General features: G+C 67.6%; 19 protein-coding genes. 6 read left to right on the top strand and 13 right to left on the bottom strand.

Features of this window, described 5'->3' with window-relative positions:
• The 3 genes from thiD to glmM form a co-directional block, all read right to left on the bottom strand.
• The coding region (gene thiD, locus ASD67_RS19980; RefSeq protein WP_235535753.1) for a bifunctional hydroxymethylpyrimidine kinase/phosphomethylpyrimidine kinase at positions 1–1,030 on the bottom strand (1,030 nt) is incomplete at its 3' end.
• Entirely contained in the window at positions 1,027–1,251 is a 225-nt protein-coding gene (locus ASD67_RS19975; protein WP_056350861.1) for a DUF1272 domain-containing protein, read from the bottom strand. The genes thiD and ASD67_RS19975, both read right to left, overlap by 4 nt.
• Positions 1,251–2,588 (bottom strand): phosphoglucosamine mutase, encoded by a 1,338-nt coding sequence (glmM, locus tag ASD67_RS19970; RefSeq protein WP_056350860.1) that lies wholly within the window; start codon positions 2,586–2,588, stop codon positions 1,251–1,253. The genes ASD67_RS19975 and glmM overlap by 1 nt, the downstream gene beginning before the upstream one ends.
• A gap of 113 nt (positions 2,589–2,701) precedes the next feature.
• Here glmM and ASD67_RS19965 point away from each other — a divergent pair, with 113 nt between their 5' ends.
• Together ASD67_RS19965 and ASD67_RS19960 are read left to right on the top strand one after the other, a co-directional pair.
• Positions 2,702–3,961 carry a dicarboxylate/amino acid:cation symporter gene (locus ASD67_RS19965; RefSeq protein ID WP_235535752.1) on the top strand — a complete coding sequence of 420 codons (1,260 nt, stop codon included), beginning with the start codon at positions 2,702–2,704 and terminating at the stop codon, positions 3,959–3,961.
• Complete coding sequence (locus tag ASD67_RS19960) at positions 3,958–4,953, top strand: aldo/keto reductase (protein ID WP_056350858.1); 996 nt, start codon at positions 3,958–3,960, stop codon at positions 4,951–4,953. Before ASD67_RS19965 ends, ASD67_RS19960 begins: the two co-directional genes overlap by 4 nt.
• Here ASD67_RS19960 and ASD67_RS19955 read toward each other — a convergent pair.
• The 6 genes from ASD67_RS19955 to ASD67_RS19930 are packed head-to-tail and all read right to left on the bottom strand — an operon-like array spanning position 4,950 to position 13,587.
• Positions 4,950–8,000 (bottom strand): AAA family ATPase, encoded by a 3,051-nt coding sequence (locus tag ASD67_RS19955; protein ID WP_056350856.1) that lies wholly within the window; start codon positions 7,998–8,000, stop codon positions 4,950–4,952. The genes ASD67_RS19960 and ASD67_RS19955 overlap by 4 nt on opposite strands.
• A 25-nt stretch (positions 8,001–8,025) precedes the next feature.
• Positions 8,026–8,535: a DUF1003 domain-containing protein gene (locus ASD67_RS19950; RefSeq protein WP_056350854.1), complete on the bottom strand. Its 510-nt coding sequence runs from the start codon at positions 8,533–8,535 to the stop codon at positions 8,026–8,028.
• Positions 8,536–8,539: 4 nt separating this feature from the next.
• The gene (locus ASD67_RS19945) at positions 8,540–9,241 is read right to left on the bottom strand and encodes an NnrU family protein (RefSeq protein WP_056350851.1); all 702 of its coding nucleotides are present in this window, start codon (positions 9,239–9,241) and stop codon (positions 8,540–8,542) included.
• A 54-nt stretch (positions 9,242–9,295) separates the two neighbouring features.
• A complete protein-coding gene (locus ASD67_RS19940; protein ID WP_200938073.1) occupies positions 9,296–10,597 on the bottom strand; it encodes an amidohydrolase family protein in 1,302 nt (433 codons plus the stop codon).
• Positions 10,594–12,000 (bottom strand): amidohydrolase, encoded by a 1,407-nt coding sequence (locus ASD67_RS19935; protein WP_082545203.1) that lies wholly within the window; start codon positions 11,998–12,000, stop codon positions 10,594–10,596. The genes ASD67_RS19940 and ASD67_RS19935 overlap by 4 nt, the downstream gene beginning before the upstream one ends.
• Before the next feature lie 3 nt (positions 12,001–12,003).
• A complete protein-coding gene (locus ASD67_RS19930) occupies positions 12,004–13,587 on the bottom strand; it encodes a peptide MFS transporter (protein WP_056350850.1) in 1,584 nt (527 codons plus the stop codon).
• Positions 13,588–13,770: 183 nt separating this feature from the next.
• On the opposite strand from ASD67_RS19930, the gene ASD67_RS19925 reads away from it, so the two are divergent.
• Together ASD67_RS19925 and ASD67_RS19920 are read left to right on the top strand one after the other, a co-directional pair.
• A complete protein-coding gene (locus tag ASD67_RS19925; protein ID WP_056350848.1) occupies positions 13,771–14,352 on the top strand; it encodes a nitroreductase family protein in 582 nt (193 codons plus the stop codon).
• Between the two features lie 70 nt (positions 14,353–14,422).
• Positions 14,423–14,770 (top strand): GntR family transcriptional regulator, encoded by a 348-nt coding sequence (locus tag ASD67_RS19920; protein WP_056350846.1) that lies wholly within the window; start codon positions 14,423–14,425, stop codon positions 14,768–14,770.
• A 148-nt stretch (positions 14,771–14,918) separates the two neighbouring features.
• Here the strand turns inward: ASD67_RS19920 and ASD67_RS19915 are convergent, their stop codons facing one another.
• From ASD67_RS19915 to ASD67_RS19900, 4 genes are read right to left on the bottom strand one after another with little or no spacing between them, the layout of a single operon-like run.
• Positions 14,919–16,757, bottom strand: coding sequence for a tetratricopeptide repeat protein (locus ASD67_RS19915; protein ID WP_056350844.1), 1,839 nt, complete (start codon positions 16,755–16,757; stop codon positions 14,919–14,921).
• 1 nt (position 16,758) lies between these two features.
• Entirely contained in the window at positions 16,759–18,156 is a 1,398-nt protein-coding gene (prsR, locus tag ASD67_RS19910; RefSeq protein WP_056350842.1) for a PEP-CTERM-box response regulator transcription factor, read from the bottom strand.
• Positions 18,153–20,291, bottom strand: coding sequence for an XrtA/PEP-CTERM system histidine kinase PrsK (gene prsK, locus ASD67_RS19905; protein ID WP_056350840.1), 2,139 nt, complete (start codon positions 20,289–20,291; stop codon positions 18,153–18,155). The genes prsR and prsK overlap by 4 nt, the downstream gene beginning before the upstream one ends.
• A gap of 1 nt (position 20,292) precedes the next feature.
• The gene (locus ASD67_RS19900; RefSeq protein WP_056350838.1) at positions 20,293–21,681 is read right to left on the bottom strand and encodes a TIGR03013 family XrtA/PEP-CTERM system glycosyltransferase; all 1,389 of its coding nucleotides are present in this window, start codon (positions 21,679–21,681) and stop codon (positions 20,293–20,295) included.
• Between the two features lie 244 nt (positions 21,682–21,925).
• On the opposite strand from ASD67_RS19900, the gene ASD67_RS19895 reads away from it, so the two are divergent.
• Together ASD67_RS19895 and ASD67_RS19890 are read left to right on the top strand one after the other, a co-directional pair.
• Positions 21,926–22,960, top strand: a complete 1,035-nt coding sequence (locus ASD67_RS19895) for a mannose-1-phosphate guanylyltransferase (RefSeq protein ID WP_056350835.1) — start codon at positions 21,926–21,928, stop codon at positions 22,958–22,960.
• Between the two features lie 5 nt (positions 22,961–22,965).
• Complete coding sequence (locus tag ASD67_RS19890) at positions 22,966–23,676, top strand: helix-turn-helix domain-containing protein (protein WP_056350833.1); 711 nt, start codon at positions 22,966–22,968, stop codon at positions 23,674–23,676.
• Positions 23,677–23,684: the final 8 nt, after the last annotated feature.

Raw genomic sequence — 23,684 nt, 5'->3', positions numbered from 1 at the left:
GAGGGCTTGTCCTGTTGGACGACGTGGATGACACGCCCTCCCCTAGCCCCTCCCGCAAGCGGGAGGGGGACGAGTGGATCGACAGGGTCACCCCGTTGATCGCCTCGAACCTTGCATAGCCATTGTCCGGGCTATCGACGATCTGCGTCAGCCCCATCTGTTTGTAGAACCCAACCGAGACCGCATAATCCTTCGCCGGCAGGGTGATCTGGTTCAGCGCCGGGCCGGTGAACAGCCCGTCGTTGCGCACCAGTTGCTGCCCCATCGGGCCGTGCCCCTGCCCCAGCCCCGGCGCGTCGAGCAGCGCCAGCCGCACGAAATCGCGCGCACGCGCGACCGCGGGTTCGAGCGGCATGCCTTGCGCCAGTCCGGTCGCGATCGCGCTCGCCAGCGTGCAGCCGGTGCCGTGGGTGCTGCGGGTGTCGATCCGCGGCGCTTCCCACAGCGCGATCGTGCCATGGCCGGTGACCAGCCGGTCGGTTATCGTGTCGCCGCCGCCATGGCCGCCCTTGGCGAGCACCGCCGCCTCGACCTTTTGCGCATAGGCGACCGCTTCGGCCTCGACCGTTTCGGCGGTGATCGCCGCACAGCCGCGCAGCGCGGCGAGTTCGGGCCAGTTCGGCGTCACGACGGTGCTCAGGTTCGCGAGCAGTTCCATCGCGTCGATCGTCTTGGGATCGGCGAGCATCGCGCCGCTCGTCGCGACCATGACGGGATCGAAGACGAAGGATTCGCCGTAGACGCCCGAGATCAGTTCCTCGGCGACCGCCATCGCGGTGTCGGCGCTGCCGAGCATCCCGATCTTGACCGCATCGACCCCGATGTCCTCGGCGACGCAGCGCATCTGCTGCACCACCATCTCGGTCGGGATCGCATGGACGCCCTCGACCCCCAGCGTGTTCTGCGCCGTGATCGCGGTGATCGCGGTCATCGCATGGCCGCCGAGCATCGTGACCGTCTTGATATCGGCCTGAATCCCCGCGCCGCCCCCGCTGTCGGAGCCGGCGATGATCAGGACGCGTGCGGTCAAACCTTGTACTTCCGCACCGTCGAGCCGGGATATTTCGCGAGGATCGCGCCCTCGCGCAGCGGCCGGTCGAGCAGGTCGCCGCCGCAATTGGGGCATTGCTCGTCCATCCGGTCGGCACAATTGGCGCAAAAGGTGCACTCCATCGAACAGATGAAGGCGCCGTGCATGTTCGCGGGCAGGTCCTTGCCGCACTTTTCGCAATCGGGTCGCATTTCCAACATTAACTTACTGCCTTTCTGACTGCGTCGCAGATACTGTCGACGACGCTTTCTACCTGGGATGCGTCATCGCCTTCGGCCATGACACGGATGAGGGGTTCGGTGCCCGAGGCACGGATGACGAGGCGCCCGCGCCCGGCGAGCGCGGCCTCGCCGTCGGCGATCGCGGCTTTGACATGGGCATCGTCGAGCGGCTCGCCCTTCGAGAACCGGACATTTTTGAGCAATTGCGGCACAGGATCGAACTGGTGGAGCAATTCGCTCGCGGGCTTGCCCGACGCGACGAGTTCGGCGAGCACCTGAAGCCCCGCCAACGTACCGTCGCCGGTCGTCGCATGGTCGGACAAGATCATATGCCCCGACTGTTCGCCGCCGACGTTAAAACCGCCCGATTTCATGCGTTCGAGCACGTACCGGTCGCCGACCTTGGTCCGCTCGAGCGTCAGGCCCTGGCCTTCGAGAAACCGTTCGAGCCCGAGGTTCGACATCACCGTCGCGACGACCCCGCCGCCCTTCAGCCGGCCTTGTCTGGCCCAGCTCGCGCCGATCAGCGCCATGATCTGGTCGCCATCGACGATCGCGCCCTTTTCGTCGACGACGATCAGCCGGTCGGCATCGCCATCGAGCGCGATGCCGATGTCGGCGCCGCTCGCGACGACGGTTTCCTGCAGCAGGCCGGGCGCGGTCGATCCGCATTTGTCGTTGATGTTGATGCCGTTGGGGGTGACCCCGATCGCGACAACATCGGCGCCGAGTTCCCAGAACACCGTCGGCGCGCTGTTGTACGCGGCGCCATTGGCGCAATCGAGCACGATCTTCAGCCCGTCGAGGCGCACCGATTCGGGCAGGCTCTGTTTCACCGCATGGATATAGCGCCCGCGCGCGTCGTCGATGCGCTTCGCGCGGCCGATCTGTGCGGGCTCGGCGAGCTTCGGTTCGCTCGCGAGCAACAGCTCGATCTGTGCCTCGTCGGCGTCGGACAGCTTGTAACCATCGGGCCCGAACAGCTTGATGCCGTTATCGTAAAAGGGATTGTGGCTCGCAGACAGCATCACGCCGAGGTCGGCGCGCATCGACCGGGTCAGCATCGCAATGGCGGGAGTGGGCATCGGCCCCACCTGCACAACGTCCATGCCGACGCTGGTGAACCCCGCGACGAGCGCATTTTCAAGCATATAGCCCGAAAGCCGCGTGTCCTTGCCGATCACCACCCGATGCTTGTGGTCGCCGCGCAGGAAATGCGCGCCCGCCGCCATGCCGACACGCATCGCGACCTCGACCGTCATCGGGATCTGGTTGGTCAGGCCGCGGATGCCATCGGTTCCGAAAAACTTGCGCATACCACCTCTGCTACCTAAGCCGGGACGAAGACAGAGCCTGCCCCGGCGTTCCTGGGATGGCCCTAGGTTACGCCGTTTTGCTTGGCAAGCTGGCCAGCGTTCCTTTGGGGGATTTGAACTTGAAATCGGCATGGATCATCCTTGGGGCGCTCGTCGCCGGCATGCTGCTCGGGATCGCGGTCGAGGGCGTTTCGCTCGCCGCCGCGACTGCCTCGCTGCCCTTTATCGAACCGATCGGCCTGCTCTGGCTCAACGCGCTCAAGATGACGATCGTGCCGCTGGTGGTCGCGCTGCTTATCACCGGCATCACCGCGACCGCCGACGCCGCGCGCGCGGGCCGGCTCGCGGCGCGCTCGGTCATGATCTTTCTTGCCGCGATCTTCCTGTCGGGGACGATGTCGCTGTTGATGACGCCGCTGCTGCTGCGGCTCTTTCCGCTCTCGGCCGGGGCCGCCGAAGCGCTGCGTCACGGGCTTGGCGGCACGGCAACCGCCGGACCGTCGCCGACCTTCGGCGATTTCCTGCTCTCGCTGATCCCGACCAACCCGATCGCCGCCGCCGCCGAAACCGCGATCCTGCCGCTGATCGTCTTCACGACGATCTTTGCCTTCGCGATCACCAAGCTCGAGCCCGTGCAGCGCGCGACGCTGTCGGGGCTGTTCAAGGCGCTGGGCGATGCGATGCTGATCGTCATCGGCTGGGTCCTCGCGCTCGCGCCGATCGGCGTCTTTGCCTTGGGCTATGCGCTCGCGGTCAAGGCCGGGGTCGCGGCGTTCGGCGGGCTCATCCATTATGTGCTGATCCTGATGGGAATCGGCGTCTGCTGCCTCATCCTCGGGCTCTTGCTCGCCTGGCTCGTCGTCGGCATTTCACTGCCGCGTTTCGTCCGCGCGATGGTCCCGACCCTCGCGGTCGCGATCAGCACCCAAAGCTCGCTCGCCAGCCTGCCCGCGATGCTCAAATCCTCCGAAGAACTCGGCGTCGATCCCAAGAAGGCCGATGTCGTGCTGCCGCTCGCGGTCGCGCTGTTCCGCTTCACCAGCCCGGCGATGAACCTCGCGGTCGTCGTCTATGTCGCCTGGCTGTTCGGTATCCAGCTCACGCCGTGGGAGATGGCGGTCGGGCTGGGGGTCGCGATGGCGGCGGCGCTGAGTTCGGTCAGCCTGCCCGGGTCGATCAGCTTCGTGACCTCGATCGCCCCGATCGCGGTGTCGATGGGGGTGCCCGTCGCTCCGCTGGGGCTGCTCGTCGCGGTCGAGACCTTTCCCGACATCTTCCGGACGCTCGGCAATGTTATCGGCGACGTCGCCGCGACGAAATATGCGGCCGACGGCATCGACGACGACACGAAATCAGCAGGAGAGACGCCATGAAATATCGCAAGCTCGGCCACGGCCTCGAAGTGTCCGCCATCGGCATCGGCTGCATGCCGATGATCAAGGGCGGCAATATCCTCTATGGCGAGGCCGCCGACCTCGACGAATCGACCGCGACGATCCACCGCGCGATCGACCTCGGCGTCACCTTCTTCGACACCGCACAAATCTATGGCCCGTTTTCGAACGAGGAACTGCTGGGCGCGGCGATCAAGGGCAAGCGCGAGGGCCTCGTCATCGCGACCAAGTTCGGCTTCAAATTCGATGGCAACCAGATCGTCGGGGTCGACGGCTCGCCCGCCAACGCCCGCGCCGCGTGCGAAGGCTCGCTGCAGCGGCTCGGCATCGACACGATCGACCTTTTCTATCAGCACCGCGTCGATCCCGCGATCCCGATCGAGGAGGTGGTCGGCGGGATGATGGACCTGGTCAACGAAGGCAAGGTCCGCCACATCGCGCTGTCCGAGGCCGGCCCCGAGACGATCCGCCGCGCCGCCAAGGCCGCGCCGATCACCGCGCTGCAGAGCGAATATTCGATCTGGGAACGCGACGTCGAGGCGGAAATCCTGACCGCGTGCCGCGAAAATGGCATCGGCTTCGTCCCTTATTCGCCGCTCGGCCGCGGCTTCCTCGCGGGCGCGGTGCGCAGCCGCGACGAGTTGCCCGAGAAGGACTGGCGCCGTAACGACCCGCGCTACAGCGAGGAAAACTTCCCCGCCAACCTCGCGATCGTCGACGCGATCGGCGCGGTCGCCGACAAGCATGGCGCCTCGAAAGCCCAGGTCGCGCTCGCCTGGCTGCTCGCGCAGGGCGACGACATCGTCCCGATCCCCGGCACCAAGCGCCGCGTCACGATGGAGGATAGCGTCGGCGGCGTCGATGTCACGCTGACCGCCGACGACCTCGCCGCGATCGCCGCCGCGGCGCCGATGGGCGGCACCAGCGGTCCGCGCTACGGCGAACAGGGCATGCGGATGGTCCGGCTCTAGGAAAGGTCGGCATCGACCTCGCGCTGGTCCTGCACCAGCGCGAGGAGGTCGGCGAACATCTTGGCTAGGCCGGTGTCGGCATAAGCGTCGGCGCACGCCGCGCCTGCCTCGGCGATCCCGTCGGCGCCATCGGGCATCCGGCGCTTGACGAAGGCCATCGCCGCCATGAAGCCTTCGAGCATCACCTGCTCGGCGGCTTCGGCGTCGAGCGGCGGGTCGAGATGCGGGGCGAGTCCCAGCATCGTCAACGCCGACTGAAACAGCGGCGTTAGCAACTCGTGGGAAATCTCCCGGTCATAGATCGACGCGACCGCGGCCACCGCGGCGCGAAACGCCGCGAAGGCACCCGCAATATCGCGCCGTTCGAGCAGCATCTGCCCCATCGTCGCCAGTTGCGGAGCACTCCGCGCATGATCCATCGCGACATTGCGGATCGCCGCCGCGACATCGGCGCGCGCCGCATCGTTCATTAATCGCGCCTCGGCCTGCTTCAACAAATCGAGTGCCTCGGCCAGGTCGTCCGCCGACGATTCCTCGCGCTGTCGCATCACGCGCGCGCGGACGGTCAACGCTGTCGCCAGATCCCTCAGCCATGCCACGCGCGGTGCCTCGGCAACCAGCGCGCGCATGATCGCGATGCTCTCGTCGCTTGCCGCCAGCGCCGCATCGGCATCGCTCGTTCGCGTCCGGTCGGCGCGGCTGTTCAGCGCCGCCGACAGGTCGCGCCGCGCGTCGCCGTCGCCCCGCTCGACCAGCTTGCGCGCGATAGCCTCGGCTTCGGCCAAGCTCGCCTCGATCATCGGCCGACGCGCCGCCTGCGCGCGCATCCGGGCGCGAATATCCCCGCCGGATCGCGCCGACCGATGATCGCGACGCATCAGCATATGCCCGCGCAGCGACAGGGTCGCACCGCGCCGGTAATCCGCCTCGTCGCCGGTCAACACCGCCTGGTCCCGCGCCCAGCCGATGATGTCGAGCAACAGGTCGATCCGTTCGTCGGCCTTGGCATAGGATCCGGTCATGTCGTCGTCGCCCGCCGTCAAGGTCAGCACATCCTGAATGCCGTCCATGATCGCCCGCGACGGCTCGGCTGCCAGCGCATCGCGATACAGGGCGATGGCTTCTTCGAAACAGGCGGTCGCTTCGTCGAACTCGCCCGCACCACCGTGGATCACGCCGCGGCCCTTCAACCAGATCGCCAGCTCGTACCGTTCGCGCGCTGAGGTTCCGCCCGCCTTGCGCAGCGCGGATATGCGCAGATCGGCCAGCCGCGCGATCGCCTCTTTCCGGTCGAACAACCGGGCATTCGTCACCGCCGTCACCAGCGGTTCGTGCGGCATCGCCGCGATCGTCGCCGCCTGTTCGGCATCGTCGCCTGCCGTGATCGCGGCGAAAAACCGGTCGAGCAGCGCGCGGATCGCCTCTGGCTCATCGCTCGCCTCCATGCGTGTGGCGGCCGCGGTCGCGACCAGGCGGCGCGCGGCGGCATCGCCGGCATCCTCCACAAGCCGGAGCGCCACCGACGCCGCCGCGTCACGCGTCGCGGCATCCGCGTCCGGATCGTCGAGCATCGTCTGGATCGCCGGGATCAGCGCCGCCTTCACCGCCGCCTCGTCGTGCAGCCCCTTGATGTTGCGCCGCAACTGCGCCGCCGCCTGGAGGAACAGGCGCTCGGTAAAGCTGCCGACCGCGCCGCCGCTCTCGAATGCCATGACGCTGAACGGGTCCTGCCCGCGCAGCAGCGGCTCGCCGAGGTCGTGGCCTAGCAGTGACCGCCCCGCCGCCTCGACCACCTCGCGAACCACCTGCATGCCCTGCACGCTCGCCAGCGCCAGCGCCTCGCGAACCTCGGGCGCCACCTGCGCCGACGTCAGCCGCGCCAGCACCACCTCGTGCACGCGCTGCGAGCGCGACAGCGCTTCGGCCAGCCCCTCGGCGGTGAGAGCGCGCGCCGGATCGAAATCGTCGAACAGCCGCGGCTCGCCGCGCAGATAGGCGATGATCTGTTCCAGAAAGCGCGGATTGCCGTCGACCGCGTCCAGCAGTGCGATGCGCTGGTCGGCGGGCAGGCCCGGCAAGGCGGTCCGCAGCGCGGGATCGAGATCGTTCAGCTTTGCCAGCCGGATCTCGTGATAATTTTCGCTGTTGAGATAACCGCCGAATATCCCCGAGATCGGCCCCGGCTCGTCGCTGCCGCCATGGCGCGCATGATGGACCAGCGTCGCGACCGACCGGCCGCCGCGATCGCCTTCGAGCGTCCATTCGGTCTGCCAGTGCGTCATCACGATCATCACCGGCCAGCGCTGCGTCATCGCGGCATGGGTCAGCCGCTCGACAAAGCGCAGCAAGCCCGGATCGGCGCCAGCGAATTGCGCATCATCGATCAGGATCATCGCCGGCACCCGCGCATAGCCCAGCCGCGCGGCGGGGTTCAGCACCTGTTCGAGGTCGGCGAGCAGCGCATCGACGCGGTTCTTCACCAGCGTGTCCCCCGCCAAGGCCTGCGCCGCGCCCTTGCCGATCTCGCCCTGCAGCAGCTTGACCGAATCCAGAAAGGCACCGCCGACCGACAAGATCGTGTCGACCTGCAACGCGCCGGCCAGCGCATCGACGCCGGCCCCCGCCCAGATTTTTGCCAGCGAAACGCCGGTGCCCGCCATGCGGGCGCGCATCGACATCGCGACGAGGTGCGGCGCGAGGAAGCGGTCGTGGAGCGCGACGCTGTCGCCCCCCTCGGCCTGCGCCGCGATGCCCCACCACAGGAACGGTATCGGCCGGTCGAAGCGGCATTGGTCGGGCGGAAAATTCAGATGCAGGCGATCGGACACCAGCCCAGCCGGATCGGGCCAATAGCCCGGCTGATCGGCGAGCCCCGCAATTTGCCGGCGCAGGAATTCGAGCACCAGCCGCGTCTTGCCCACCCCCGGCTCTGCAGTGAGCAGGACCAGCTGTGGCTGCGGGGCATCCGCATTCGACGCCAGTCGCCAACATTCGCCGAGGGTAGCCAGCTCGACCTCGCGGCCGCAAAAAGACAGGTCGGTGGTCATCGTCGCAGCGCCCCATTCCGCTTGGTCAGGGCTGTACTTTCAACGCCTTCACCGCCTCCGTCAACTGGTCGACCTTCTCGTGCAGCCGCATGATCTCCAGCTCGGCGCGCAGGTTGATTTCATAGTCCAGCCCGGCCGCGATGCGATCCTTCGCCGCCGCCCGGTTCTGGCTCATCATGATGATCGGCGCCTGCACCGCCGCCAGCGTCGACAGCATCAGGTTCAGGAAAATGAACGGATAGGGGTCGAACGCCATCCCCCAACGCGCCAGCACGTCCGAATTGAGCAGCATCCAGCCGAGCAGCACGGCGGTGAACAGGATGATGAAACTCCACGACCCGCCGACCGCCGCGACCTTGTCGGACAGCCGCGCGCCGAACGTGGCCTCGGCATCGTCGAGGTCGGCGGCATCGCGGCTGATCAGCTGGCGGTTGGCGATCGCCGCGATCACCCGGCATTCGTCGGGGTCGAGGTCGGCATAGGGTCGCCCGAGCAATCGCAGCGAGAGGTCCGAAAGATGCGCCTCGCCGTTCATCCGATCATCCCACCCAGCGCCAGATGCCGGCGACCATGTAACCGAGCGCGCCATGCGCCCAGGTCGCGGCGACCCACAGGAGGATGCCGCCGAACAGCGCGTGCGGCCGCGGGATCGTGTCGATCCACGACCCGCGCCCGCCGATCTGCCTTGCGAACGGCACGAAGCTCGTCCGCGCCGCCCAGTGGCGCCAGGCATCGCCCATCAGCCGCGCCTTCTTGACGTCCTGCCCCGCCGACCCGGCAAGCGCGAGAAAGGCGATGATCGCCGACAGGACGATCTGCCCCGGCGTCGGCATCACCAGCGCATGCGCCAGCGCCCACAAGGTGAAGCCCCACATCATCGGGTGGCGCGTGATCGCGAACACCCCACGCGGTGCGCCCTGCGCCGCCGCGGCGGCGTTCGGCGCCGGCAGTGCCGGATTGCCGATCAGCGAGCCCATGAACAATATGCTCGCGAACAGCACCAGCGCCGACGCGAGCATCCACAGGCCGTCGCCGACCGCCCACAGCGGCGGCTCGGGCGGCATGCCGCGCCACGCCTGCACCAGCAGGACGAAGGTCGCGATCGCGACGACCGAATAGACGATCAGGAACGCCCGTTCGCCCATCCGTCCCGCCAGCGGCGCGCGCAGCGGGTGCGATAGAGCAAAATGGGTGCCGACGAACAGCGCGCCGGTGGTGATCAACAGCGTCATCGGTTGCATGGAGTTCTCCTCTCCGTTTCCCCGGTCCGCCGCTTGGTCATCAGGCGCGGGCGATTACCTGTCGTAAGCCTTCGGCAGATTGCCTTCCTGCGGCGTCAGGTAACGGTCGCGCAGGCGATCCTGCCTGGTCACCAGCGACTGCGCCTTGCCATCGATCCACACGGCGGTCGGGCGGCTGCCCAGTTCGAGCGGATCATTGTCCCAGATCACGACGTCGCCGACGCGGCCCGCACGGAGCGAGCCGATGCTGGCGTCCATGCCGACCGCGCGCGCCGGGGCGCTGCTGATCGAGGCGAAGGCCTGATCCCAGCTCATCCCGCTCGCGCCGGGCAGCTTCGCCAGCCCGACGAGGTTGCCGGCATATTGCGTCGCATAGCCCATTTTGTGCGCGTCGTCGTCGTCGAACACCCCGACCGACACCGGTACCCCGGCGGCGGCGAGTCGTCCGGCATTCGACTGGGTCGCGCCGAGCTGTTCGAAACTGCCCGGCAGGTCGGTCAGCGGCGACACCAGCACCGGCACCCGCGCCGCGGCGATGTCGCCCGCGACCAGCCAGCCCTCGGTCGCGCCGACCAGCACCAGCTTCAATGCCGGAAACTCGGTCTTCAGCTTGAGCACGTTGAGGATGTCGGTCGCCCGGTCGACGCGCACGAACAGCGGCGTCGTCCCGTCGATCACGCGCACCAGCGCATCGGCGTCGGCGCGCTGGATCAGCGCGTCGCTGCCCCATTCGGCGAGCGTCGCGGGATTGCGCGCATAGCTGCGCGCCGCGAGCAATTGTTCGCGGAACAGCAGGAACAGCGCGGCGCGACTGCCGCCGGCCTTTGCCGATCCATCCTCGCCGAACGCGACATATTGCAGCGCGCGGGGCTTGGTCACCATGTCATTGTCGTCGGCGAGGTCGACCACCGCGCCCTGCCCGGCGAACAAATTGCCGCTCGATCCCGGCGCGACGATCGCGCGGGTGACGCCATTGGCGCGGTTGACCGCGATCGGCGATCCCATCGGATTGAGCGCCGGGGCGATGTCGAGTCCCGCCGAGAACCGCGACTTGTTCGCCGACCGGTCGTTGGTGCCGCTGACGGCATCGACCTCGGTCAGCCCGACGCGGCTGAACGCCGCGACGATGCCGGGGGTGACCCAGCGACCGCCCGCATCGACGCGTTCGATACCCGCGGGCACGGCGACGCCGGCGCCCGCCGCGACAACCTTGCCGCCGCGCACGACGACGGTGCCGCCCTCGATCGGCGCGCTGCCGTCGCCGATGACGAGCTTGGCATTGGTGATCGCGACATCCTGCGCCGCGACGGGAGCTGCGATCAGCGCGGCGGCGGAAAGGAGGAGCGCGCGCATCATTTCACGTCTCCTTCGCCCGGCTGGCCGAGCTCGAAATCGCTCACCGGCCGCAATTTGGGGTTCATCGCGTCATACATCATCGCGCCGTCGATCCACACCTTCTCGGGCCGGGTATAGGCGCTGAACGGATTGCCGTTCCACAGCACGACGTCGGCCATCTTGCCGGGCTTCAGACTGCCCGTCTTGTCGCCGATGCCCAGCGCCTTGGCGGGATTGTACGACAGCCAGGTCCAGGCCTGTTCGTCGCTGATCTGCATGCCCATGCGGCGGCCCGAGGCGAGCGCCTTCGCCGCCTCCTGGTTCAGCCGCTGGATCTGGTTGGCATCGTCCGAATGGACGATCGTGCAGGCGCCGGCCTTGTACACCAGCGGGATATTCTCGGGCACGCTGTCATAGGCTTCCATCTTGAAGCCCCACCAGTCGGCCCACATCGCCGAGCAGATGCCTTCTTTCGCGAGGATATCGGCGATCTTGTAGCTTTCGACCGCGTGGTGGAAGGTCGACACCTTGTAGCCGAATTCCTTCGACATATCGATCACCAGCGCCATTTCGTCGGCGCGGTAGCAATGATTGTGGACGAGGATCTCGCCCGACAGCACGCCCGTGAGCGTTTCCATCGCGAGGTCGCGGTCGACGACCTTCCCCTCGTCCATCTTCTTCTTGTAGGCGGCCGCCTTCTGCCAGGTCGCGCGATTGACCGCGAAATTGCCCATGCGGGTCGAGGGCATCCGCCCCTTGCTGCCATAGACGCGCTTCGGATTCTCGCCGCACGCCATTTTCAGGCCATAGGGCGCGCCGGGGAATTTCATCCCCTGCACCGTGCGCGACGGCACATTCTTGAGCGTGATCGAGCGCCCGCCCATCAGGTTCGCGCTACCCGGCAGAATCTGGAGCGACGTCACGCCGCCATTGGCCAGCGCGCGGCTGAACCCTGGGTCCTGCGGCCAGACGCTATGTTCGGACCAGACTTCGGGGGTGGTCGGCGAGGTGGCCTCGTTACCGTCCGAATGCGCCTCGACGCTGGGCGACGGATAGTCGCCGAGGTGGCTGTGGATGTCGATGACCCCGGGGGTGAGGAACTTGCCGGTGCCGTCGACGACATCGGCGTCGGTGGGCAATTCCATATCGGGACCGCCTACCGACAAGACCTTGCCGCTCGACAGGACGATCGACCCATTGTCGATCCGCCCGCCCTCGCCGTCGAAGATGGTGACGTTCCGCACGACGGTCAGCCGCGTCGGATATCCCTTGTAGGTCGACGGATAGGGATCCTTGTTGAACTTCACCGGCTTTTCGGCGGCGGGCTTGCTGCTCGCCGTCTCCACCTCGCCGCTATTCGCGGTGCAACCCGCGAACGCCAGCGACACCGCGGCCAAAAGGCCGGCTTTCACGCCCCGGATCATCGATTATGCCCCCTTGGGTTCGGGATGGACGCCCGCAGCGAGCGGTTCGGCCAACTCGTTCTGGCCAGCCAGATCGTCGGCATCGCGCAGCGTGTCGAGATGCATCAGCTTCTTGATCAGCGGAGACACGACGATCACCAGGATACCGAAACCGACCGCCCACAGGCCGATCGTGCCATAGACGTCGAGGACGAGCGCCTTGCCTGCCCCCTCGCCGCTCGCCTTTTCGGACCCCGTCGCCGCCGCGATCAGGCCGGCGGCGAAGTTGCCGGTTGCCGATGCGAAGAACCAGGTGCCCATGATCAGGCTCGCCATATGCGCCGGCGCGAGCCGGTTCATCGCGCTGAGACCGACGGGCGACAGGCACAGTTCGCCGGTCGTGTGAAAGAGGTAGATCAGGAAGATGAAGAGCACCGGGGTGGCATTTTCCATGCCGACCGCCGCCGCGCCCCATTTCAGCGCATAGAAACCAAGTCCGAGCTGCAGCATCGCAAGGCCGAACTTGACCGGGGTCGACGGCTCCATGCCGCGGCGGCCGAGCCAGGTCCACAGCCCCGCGAACAGCGGTGCGAGCAGGACGATATAGATGGCGTTGACCGACTGGAACACCGATGCCGGCACCCCGCCGCGGTCGACATAACGGTCGGTGAAGAGGTTGAGCGACGACCCGGCCTGTTCGAACAGCGCCCAGAACAGGATCGAACCGAGAATCAGGAACATCGCGGCAAAGATGCGATCGCGGTCCTCGGCGGGCAGCTTGATGACCGCGGTGCCGATGACATAGGCGACAAGGATCGCGCCCGCACCGCCGAGCAGCGTACCGACGATCGCCTGGTTCTGGACCAGCCACCAGCAGACGACGACGGCGACGAGGCCGACGAGATAGAGCAGCCATTCGAACGGCAAGCCGAACTTCTTTTCGGTGAGCAGCGCCGGATTCTCCGGCTCGCCGCGACCGAGCAGCAGCGGCTTGAACACCACGAAGACAATCAGGCCAAGCAGCATGCCGAAGCCGGCGGCGCCAAAGCCATAGGCCCAGCCATAGACTTCGCCGAGATAGCCGCAGAGCAGCGAACCGAGCGCCGCGCCGAGGTTAATCCCCATGTAGAAGATGGTGTAAGCGCCGTCGCGGCGCACGTCGGTACGCGGATAGAGCTGGCCGACGATCACCGAGATATTGGCTTTCAGGAAGCCCGAGCCGACGATGATGAAAGCGAGCGCCAGCCAGAAGATGTTGAGGCTGGTCGGATCCTGTCCGCCGTCGCCCTCGAATCCCATCATGAAATGGCCGAAGGTCAGCAACACGGCGCCGTAAAGCACCGCCTTTCGCTGCCCCAGCCATCGGTCGGCGAGATAGCCGCCGAGCACCGGGGTGATATAGACCAGCGCGGTATACGCCCCATAGATGACACCCGATTCACTGTCCGAGAACAGCCAGTGCTTGGTCAGGTAGAAAATCAGGAGCGCGCGCATCCCGTAATAGGAAAAACGCTCCCACATTTCGGCGAAGAACAGAACAAACAGGCCCTTCGGATGGCCGAGAAACGTCCCGGCAGCATCCCCGTGCTGGGCATAGGCTTTGGTCATGGCGACCCTTCCCTGGGTATGGTGTTGGTCCCGAAAACGGGACAGATGGACGTAACACTAGCGTCAAAATTGCGTATGGGAAGAATCTAATTGCGCGTGAAACCATCGCAATCGGGCCGAAATAGTGTTGCGAACGATTCGCAACACTTGCGTAAACGCTCGGAAACCGCCACATGGCGGGCCATGTTCAACGACACCTCCTCGCTCCGCGCCCATCTCGCCACCCGCCGTTCGGGCAAGGCCCGCGACATGGTCGCGCCCGGCCCCGATGCCGCGACGCTGCACGACATCATCGCGCTCGCGCTGCGCACTCCCGACCATGGCAAGCTCGCGCCCTGGCGCATCGTCACGGTCGCGGACAATCAGCGCGAAACCCTTGCGACGCTGCTCAAGCAGGCATGGGTGAAAGAGAACCCGGGCGCTGCGGGTCTCGACCTCTCCGCGCTCGACCAGTTCGCGCATCAGGCGCCGACATTGCTCGTCCTCCTGTCGACTCCGGTCGAAGGATCGAAGATCCCGCTGTGGGAACAGCAGATGTCGGCGGGCGCGGTCGGCATGAACCTGCTCCACGCCGCCCACGCGCATGGCTTCGTCGGCAGCTGGCTCACCGGTTGGGCGGCGTACAGCCCCGACGTCGCCGCGGCGTTCGGCGCGCGCGTCGGCGATACGATCGTCGGCTATTTCTTCCTCGGCACCGCCGGCGCCAACCTCTCCGAACGCCCCCGTCCTGAATATGACGACGTCGTTCGCGACTGGGACATTTAATTTCAAACTCCACCGCACATCGATAATATTGTGATTTGACTGTGCTGCTGTCTTATGGCATTAAGGCGGCATGCTCGATCAGTCCAAACCCGTGTACCAGCGTCTGCGCGATGTGATCGCCAACGCCATCCTCGACGGCAGCTTCGGCGACGGCGACATGCTCCCGTCGGTGCGCAGCCTCGCTGCCGAAGAGGGCGCCAACCCGCTCACCGTTGCCAAGGCGTACCAGACCTTCCAGGACGAAGGCCTGGTGACCGTGAAGCGCGGGGTCGGCATGTTCGTCGCCGACGGCGCGACCGAGCGCCTGCGCACGTTGATGCGCGAAGATTTCCTGGCCAATGTGTGGCCCCCGGTCGCCGACCAGATGCGCCGCATCGGGCTGGATGCGCGGACGTTGCTGGATCTGACCGAGGCCTGAGAAAAATCCTCCCTGTGGCGAAGCCATGGGGAGGGGGACCGCTTGCGAAGCAAGTGGTGGAGGGGCGGCGACGGCAGTGTTTTAGCCCGTCCGTCAGCGCTTCGCGCTGCCACCTCCCCATGGCTTCGCCACAGGGAGGATTTCGAAACTACCGCCCCACCTGCTCCATCTTCTCGCGCAAATCCGCCGCGCCCTGCGCGTTTCCGCCCTCAGCGAGCAGGTCGGCATAGAGCCGCATGACCTCGCCGTTCAGCGGCTGCAGCCGGTACGCCAGCGCGATCAGCCCGGTCGCGCGTGCGCGATCGCCCCTGGCCGCATAGGCCTTCGCCAGTTCGCGCAGCACCACGACGTCGCGATTGCCGATCCGCTGGCGCACGCGCTCGAAATGGGTGATCGCATCGTCCCAATGTTCGATGTCCATCGCCAGAGAACCCGCCAGCCGGTCGGCGGCGATGCTCGACGGCTGGCTGTCGCGCAGCGCGAGGATCGTCGCCCCCGACCCCGCGATGTCACCGGCCCGGAACAGGGCATTCGCGAGCCGAAGCGTCGTCCGCTCGCCTGCGTCGAGGTCGCGCGCGGCGCGGAAACTCTGCACCGCCTGGCCATATTCGCCCGCCGCCAGCGCCGCGTCGCCATACAGGATGTGCGCATCGGCGACGCCGCGATTGGCGTCGCGCAGCCGTGTCGCGCGCTCCAGCGCGCGCGCCGCATTGCCGCCCGCCATCTCGGCCTCCATCGCCGGGATGACCTTCGCCGGGTTGAGCGGGTCGGCATCGGCCGCGGCCGACAGCGCAAAGCCATCGGGGCGGAAGGGCGCCGCCTCGCCCGGCGCAAGCGCGGCAGCGCGCGCCAGATAATCGGCCGAATCGGTCGCCCGACCCAGTTCGGCGGCGACCCGCGCGGCGAGCAACAGCGACCAGCTGTCGGCATCGGTGCGCGACACGATCGGCGCCAGCGCCTCGGCGGCACCATCGGCATCGCCCCCGGACCATTCGGACACCGCCAGGATGCGCCGCGCGGTCAGATTGTGCGGCTGTTCCTCGATCAGCCGGTCGGCCCAGGTCGCCGCCACCGCCTCGCCGCCGAGTTCGAGCTCGACGATCGCGCTGAGCAGCATGAACGCCGGTTCCTCGTCCATTCGCCCGCGCGTGCGCTGGAGCAGGCTGCGCGCAAGTCGATAGTTGCCGGCGCGCGCCGCGACCACCGCCTGCAGATAATAGAGGCGCGGCTCGCCCGGCACGAGTGTCGCGGCGTGGCGCAGCGATACGAGCATATCCTTGTACCGCCCCAGATCGCCGAGCGTCGCGGCGCGGTCGATCAGCGCCCCGGCATTGTCGGGATCGGCCTCCAACGCGCGGTCGTACCAGGGCAGCGACGCGGTCAGCCCCAGCTGGGTGCGCACCAGGTTCGCCTTATACGCCAGCGCCGCGCTGTTCGCCTTGTCGAGCTCGATCGCATAATCGATCGCATCACGCGCGCCGAGCGCATCGGCATTGGCGTCGCGAAAGCGCGCGACGTCGACCCACAGGTCCGAACTGCGCGGCAAATCCTGCACCGCGCGGTCGAACGCATCGCGCGCCGAGGCAAGGTCGCCATTGCCCAGATGGACATTGCCCGCGACCCACGCCGCCTCGCCGATCATCTCGGGCGCGATCGGCCCGGCGTCGAGGATGCGGAAGGCGCGATCGCCCTCGCCCTGCATCGCCGCGGCCTTCGCCGCCAGCGGCCGCAGCGCCGCCGCGTCGCCCCCCGCCCCGAGCGCCGCCTGCACCGCGGCCTCGGCCCCGACACCGTCGCCGAGCTTGAACAGGATGCGCGCCAGCTCGACCTGCGCCGCAAGCTGCCTCGGATCGTCGGCGAGCGATTGCTGCAGTTCGACGCGCCGCTGTTCGAGATCGGCGCGCGGACTCGCCGGGCGCGGCCCGTCGCACCCTGCCAGCAACAGCGCACCGAGCAGCACCCCGGTCAAGATGCGCAGGCGCCGCAACTCAGGCCGCCTGCATCCGATATTGCTTGAGCAGGTCGTACAGCGTCGGGCGGCTGATCCCGAGCAGCTTCGCCGCGAGCGAGATATTGCCCTCGCTCTGCATCATCGCACGGCGGATCGCGACCCGGTCGGCGGCCTCGCGCGCGCTGCGCAGGTTGAGCCAGGCTTCCTCGTCGCCCGGTCCATGGGCGCCATCGGCGCTGCCGGCGATATCGAGATCGCCCTTCGTCACCAGCTTGCCGTCGGCCATGATCACCGCCCGCTTGATGCGGTTTTCCAGCTCGCGGACATTGCCCGGCCAGCGCGCTTCGTCGATCGCCTGCAACGCATCGGGGGCGAAGCCGCGCACCCCGGGGTTCATCTCGGGCGCATATTGGTGGAGGAAATGCCGCGCCAGCAGCACCGCATCGCCCGGCCGCTCGGCGAGCGCGGGAATTTTCACCACCATCTCGGCCAGCCGATAAAAAAGATCGTCGCGAAAGCTTTGCGCCGCGATCATCGCGTCGAGGTCGCGGTGCGTCGCGCAGACGATCCTTGTATCGACCGCGATCGGCTTGCGCCCACCGATCCGCTCGATCGTGCGTTCCTGCAGGAACCGAAGCAGCTTGACCTGCAACGGCAACGGGATGTCGCCGACTTCGTCGAGGAACAAAGTGCCGCCATGCGCTAGCTCGATCTTGCCCTCGGTGGTCTTCACCGCACCGGTGAAGGCGCCCTTCTCATGCCCGAACAATTCGCTTTCGAGCAGATTCTCAGGGATCGCGGCGCAGTTGATCGCGACGAAGGCGCCGTCGCGGCGCCCGCTCGCCTCGTGCAGCCCGCGTGCCAGCAATTCCTTGCCGGTGCCGCTCGCGCCGAGCAGCATTACCGATACGCCCAGATTGGCGACGCGCTCGATCATCCGCGCGACCTTCAGCATTTCGGGCGCCCCGGTAATCATCCCGCCGAGTACGCGGTTGTCGTTCGTCCCCTGCTCCGCCAGCCGCGCATTTTCGACCTCGAGTTCGCGGACATGGAACGCCCGCCGCACGATCAGCCCCAGCTCCTCGATATCGATCGGCTTCTGGTAGAAATCCCACGCGCCCTGCGCGATCGCGTTCAACGCGCTGGCGCGCTCGCCGTGCCCCGACACGACGATGACCTTGGTGTCGGGCTTGATCTCCAGGATCGCCTTCAGCGTCCGGAATCCCTCGCGCGTCCCGTCGGGATCGGGCGGCAGGCCCAGGTCGAGCGTGACCACATCGGGTTCTTCGGCACGCAGCAGGTCGATCGCGCTGTCATGGTCGCCCGCGATCAACACCGCATAGCCGTCATAGGCCCATTTGAGCTGCGTCTGCAGCCCCGGGTCGTCCTCGACCACCAGCAGTTTGCGCGGTGCTTCGGCGCCGTCGTTCTTCATGATGCCACTTTCATCCAGTCGTTGCCCCGCCCCGCCGCACCGCCTTCGCCCGCGGCGGGCAACCATAGGGTGAAGCGGCTTCCCTTGCCCGGCTCGCTCGCGACATCGATCGTGCCGCCCATCGCTTGCGCGATCTGCAACGCTTCATAGGCGCCAAGCCCGAACCCCGCTTCCTTCGTCGAGACGAAGGGCTTGAACAATTCGTCGCGGATGAACTCGCGGGTCATCCCGCATCCCTGGTCGAGCACGTCGATCCGCACCCGCCCCGCCTCACGCGCCGCGATCAGCTGCACCGATCCGTCGTCGGACGAGGCGTCGATCGCATTGGTCGCAAGATGCTCGAGGATCTGCCGCACCGATCCGCTATCGGCCCAGGCGGCGAGCCCGGCGTCGCAGCCGATCGACAGCGTCCGGCGCGGCCGCATCTGCGCTGCGACGGCGTCCAGCAGCGGTTCGATCGCCACGCGCCCGGCCTCCGCCGCGCGCCCGCGCTCGCGCGGCGACAGGCGCGCCAGCAGGTCGGACAATCGCCCCGCCGACAGCTTCAGCGTCTCGACCATATCGGCGCGAAACGCCGGATTGTCGGCATGGCGTTCGGCATTGCGCGCGAGCAGCGCCAGCTGGCTCGCCAGATTCTTGATGTCGTGCATGATGAAGGCGAAGCGGCGGTTGAACTCGTCGAAACGCTTCGCCTCCGACAAGGCCTGCTGGCTGTGCGATTCGGCGAGGTAGCTCGCCGCCTGCCGTCCCGCGATGCGCAGCACGTCGAGATCTTCCCAGTCGAGCGCGCGCGTCACCGGCGGACGGTGCAGTACCACCACCGCGATCATGCGCTGGAAATGGAGCACCGGCACGACGACCCACGCGCGCGTGTCGGCAACCAGCCAGTCGGGGATCGCGAGGTCGTGCCCGCCCGCGACCGTCGTCGCGCCGCGGCGCACCGCGTCGAGGTCGACGATATGGCCGGTGTCCTGCAGCATGAAGGCCGAGCGCAGCGACAATATCGCATCGGCCTCGACCCCGGCTTCCCAATGCCAGCGGTCGGCGACGCGATAGCTGCCCTGCGGGTCGGGCAGCATCAGCAGCGCGCCCGGACTTCCGGTCAGTTCGGCGAGCGCCTTGGCGACGCGGCGATACAGGTCGCCTTCTCCCTTGTCGGCGCCCTGGCCGGCGTCGTCGCCGGCGCGCGCCAGCGTCGCGGTGAAGCGCATCCATTCGGCGCGATAGTCATAGCGATGCTCAAAGAAATGCTTGGAAATCATCACCGACAGCCACGCCCGCGCGCGGCCCGAGGCGAGCAGCATTCCGCCGGCGCCGAGCGCGACGACGAGCGACAGGCCCTGTGCCAGTTCGGCATAATTGCCGCCGACCATCCGCGCCACCGCGCCCACCAGCCCGATCAGCACCAGGTACAATGCGCCGCCGATCAGCAGCAAGGTTCGCGTCGCCGCGGTGCGCGACAGCCGCATCCGTTCGCGCCCGACATCCATCGCCGCGACGACGAAGGTCGGCAGCGCGAGCAGCGCGACCGCCGGCAGCAAGAGGATCAGCGTCGTCGCCGGCGCCCCGGTCAGCGCGGCGATCAACTGGATATTGAGTTCATAGGCCCAGAGCATCGCAAAGCCCCCGGCGACCGCGAGCACCGGCATGCGCAGCCCGGCGCTGCCGTGGCGCACCCCGCTGTCGATGAGCAGCAGCCCGCCCGACGCGGCGATCATCGCCACCAGTTCAAGCCCCGGCCCCGCCCATTCGGCCGACAGCCCGCCCTGGCGCAGCCACACCGCGCCGCCGAACAACAGCGCGACGACGCAGAAGGTGACGAGCATGCGCTGGATCAGCCGCAGCGGCCGCGACATCGGCGCGCGCTCGTTCCAGAAGGTCGCGCCGAGCCAGCCGAGTATCGCGATGTTGCGCAGCGCCCGCCCGACGAGCGCCTCGGCCGATCCGGGACCGAAGACATAAGCCGCGGCGCACCACAGCGTCATCGCCGCCGCCGCCGCGACCAGCCAGCCGAAACCCGGCATCAGCGTCGCCATGCGCGCGCGCGGCCGCATCAGCAGCCACAAGGTGACGCCGGCAAAACCCGCCAGCGCCAGGCCGCCGAGGATGGCCGAAAGGCTGGTGAGCGCGCCCATATCAGCGCGCGCCCTCCGGCCACAGCACGACGCGCACCGTCTGGAGCAGGATCAACAGGTCGAGGAAGGGCGAATAATTCTTGGCGTAATAGAGGTCATATTCAAGCTTCACCCGCGCATCCTCGACCGACGCGCCATAGGGATAGTTGATCTGCGCCCAGCCGGTCAGCCCCGGCTTCACCATGTGGCGCTCGGCATAATAGGGCAGTTCCTCGGTCAGCTCCTCGACGAAACTCGGCCGTTCGGGGCGCGGACCGACGAAGCTCATCTCACCCTTCAGCACGCACCAGGTCTGCGGCAGTTCGTCGATGCGCAGCTTGCGGATGATGTTGCCGACGCGGGTGATCCGCGGGTCGTTCGCGCTCGCCCACACCGCCTTGCCCGCGGCCTCGGCATCGGTCCGCATCGAGCGGATCTTGACGATATTATAGGTTTCGCCGAACAGCCCGACGCGCGGCTGGCGATAGAAAATCGGCCCCTTGCTGTCGATCCGCACCGCGATCCCCGCGATGACGATCAGCGGCAGGCCGATCACCAGCACGAGCAAGCTGGCGAAAATGTCGAACAGCCTTTTGCTGACCTTGCCGATCCGCTGCCCCGCCGAAAATCCGTCCGAAAAGATCAGGAAGCTGGGGTTCGTCGTCGCCAGGTCGACGCGGCCGGTCTCGCGCTCGAGAAAGCTCGCGATGTCGTTGACATGGACCCCGGTGGTCTTGACGCGCAGCAGGTCGGCGAGCGGCAGCGACCCCCGCCGTTCCTCCATCGCCAGCACCACCTCGCCCGCCCCCAGCGCGACGGCATGGTCGGCCAGGCTCGCGACGTCGCCGCGCGGCACCGCATCGGCGATGACGGTCTCGCCATCGGCCATCGCGACATAGCCGGTGATCGTCAGCCCGCTCCCCGGTTCGTCGGCGAGCACGCGCAGCCGCGCCGCGCGCGGCCCCGCCCCGAGGATCAGGATCCGCCGCCGGAACTGGTCGGCTCCCGCAGTCTGGGTCACCGCCAACCGGATCAGGAACAACAGCGCGATCGCAAAGCCCATCGCATAGATGCTGTTCGCGCGCCAAAGCGTGACGTTCGGCAGCAGGAAGCCGGTGAGCGACAGGAAGATCACCCCGAGCGAGATCGCCGCGAGCAACCGCGCGGTCGCGAAGCCCATCGAGCGCAGCGCCTCGGTCCCGTACATCCCGACCGCCATCATCGCGAGCGCGTTGGACACGGCAAAGGTCAACAGCGGCAACCAGCGGTCGGCAAGCTCGCCGGCGTCGAAACCAGCCTGGTGCGCATAAAGATGCCACGCCCCCTCGGCCGAGCCGAGCAGCGCGAAAAACTCGATCAGCGCCAGCCAGACGACGGCGTGCGGGACATAATGTTTGAACAGTCGGAACATCGGAAAGTGGCGCCCTTTCAGGCACACACCTAGCCGCGAGGGGTGAAGTGTCGGTTAACTTTACACACTGGTTGGCGCCGACCGCTCTGGATTGCTTCGCTTCGCTCGCCATGACGAGCCTCCAAATGCTCCGTCATTTCGAGGAGCGAAGCGACGCGGCAATCCAGAGCGGTTCAAGGCCAGCCTTGCACCATTAACCCATTCAAGGGATGACCATTCCGTCCGAAAGGCTTAGACCGTCTCCATGACCCTTCAGATTCAACCCGTTATCCTGTGCGGCGGCGCCGGCACGCGGCTGTGGCCCGAATCGCGCGGGGATCGCGCCAAGCAGTTCCTGCCGCTGACCGGCGCCGACAGCCTGTTCCAGCAGACCGTCGCGCGCACCCCCGCCGGCGAACATTTCCTGCCGCCGGTCATCCTGTGCGGCGACGGCCATGTCGCGACGGTGCGCGACCAGATGGGGGTGCATGAGGCCAGGCTGCTCGTCGAACCGATGCCGCGCAACACCGCCGCCGCGATCGCCCTCGCCGTCGCGCAGGCCGATGCCGACACCTTGCTGCTGGTGATGCCGAGCGACCATGTCATCGCCGACGTCCCCGCCTTCCACGCCGCGATCGCCAAAGCGGCGCGGCTGGCGCAACAGGACTGGCTCGTCACCTTCGGCATCGCGCCGACCCATCCCGACACCGGCTTCGGCTATATCGCCAGCGGTGAGGCGCTTGGCGACGACGGGTTTGCCGTCGCGCGCTTCGTGGAAAAGCCCCCGCTCGCCGATGCCGAGGCGATGCTCGCGGCGGGCGGTTACAGCTGGAACGCCGGCATCTTCCTGTTCCGCGCCGGGCGGATGCGCGATGCGATGCTCACCCATTGCCGCGCGATCTTCGAGGCCGCCGACAAGGCGCTCGCGGCCGGCATGCACGACGGCGATGCGCTCTACGCCGACGCGCTGCTGTTCGAGAATGCCCCGTCGGACTCGATCGATTATGCCGTCATGGAAAAGGACGACCGCGTCGCGATCGTCCCCGTGTCCATGGGCTGGTCCGACCTTGGCAGCTGGCAGGCGGTCCACGCCCTCGCCGCGTGCGACGAGTCCGACAATGCGACCGTCGGCGACGTCTTCCTCCACGACAGCCTCGGCAATTTGATCCGCGCCGGCGGCAAGCGGGTGTCGGTCGTCGGCATGGAGGGGGTCGCGGTGATCGTCGACGGCGACGACATCCTCGTCATGCCGCTCAAACGCTGCCAGGACGTCCGCGCCGCCGCCAAGGCGCGCGAATAGGCGCGATGGCGGCGGCGCACCGCTTTGCCGACGCCCCGCTCGGGCTGCTTCAGCATCGCCCGCTCGAACGGCGCGCGCGCCATTGCCACGACGACGCCTTCGTCGCGGTGGTGCTCGAGGGCGGCTATCAGGAGGCGGGGGACGAAGGCCGCTTCGACGTCGGTCCCGGCGACGTCCTGATCCATCACGCGTTCGAATCGCATCTGGGCCGCATCGCGGCGCGCGGCGCCCGTGTCCTCATACTCGACCTGCCGCCCGCGCTCGCCGCCACCGCGCATGTCCGCGGCCATGTCCGCGACCCCGACCGCCTCGTCCGCCTCGCCGCCCGCGACCGCGCCGCCGCCGCCGCCGCGCTCGCCGGGGATTTCGTCGCCGCGCCGCCGTCGGCGCTCGACTGGCCCGACCTGCTCGCCGGCGACCTTCGCCGTCTCGCCCCCTTCGCGCTATCCGCTTGGGCCGAGAGCAAAGGCGTGCGCGCCGAAACCCTCAGCCGCGGTTTCCGCGCCGCCTATGGCTGCACCCCCAAGGCGTATCGCGCCGACGTCCGCGCCCGCGCCGCGCTCGCGGCGATCCGCACGACTGGTGAGGCGCTGACCGCGATCGCCCATCGGCTCCACTTCACCGACCAGGCGCACATGACCCACGCCGTCGCGCGGCTCACCGGCGCGACCCCGGGTTTCTGGCGGCGAGGTCAATTGGCTACAAGACCCGCCTGATCCGATCG

This window comes from Sphingopyxis sp. Root1497 (genome assembly GCF_001427085.1).
Classification (GTDB): domain Bacteria; phylum Pseudomonadota; class Alphaproteobacteria; order Sphingomonadales; family Sphingomonadaceae; genus Sphingopyxis.
This window is presented reverse-complemented; position numbering and strand designations above follow the sequence as displayed.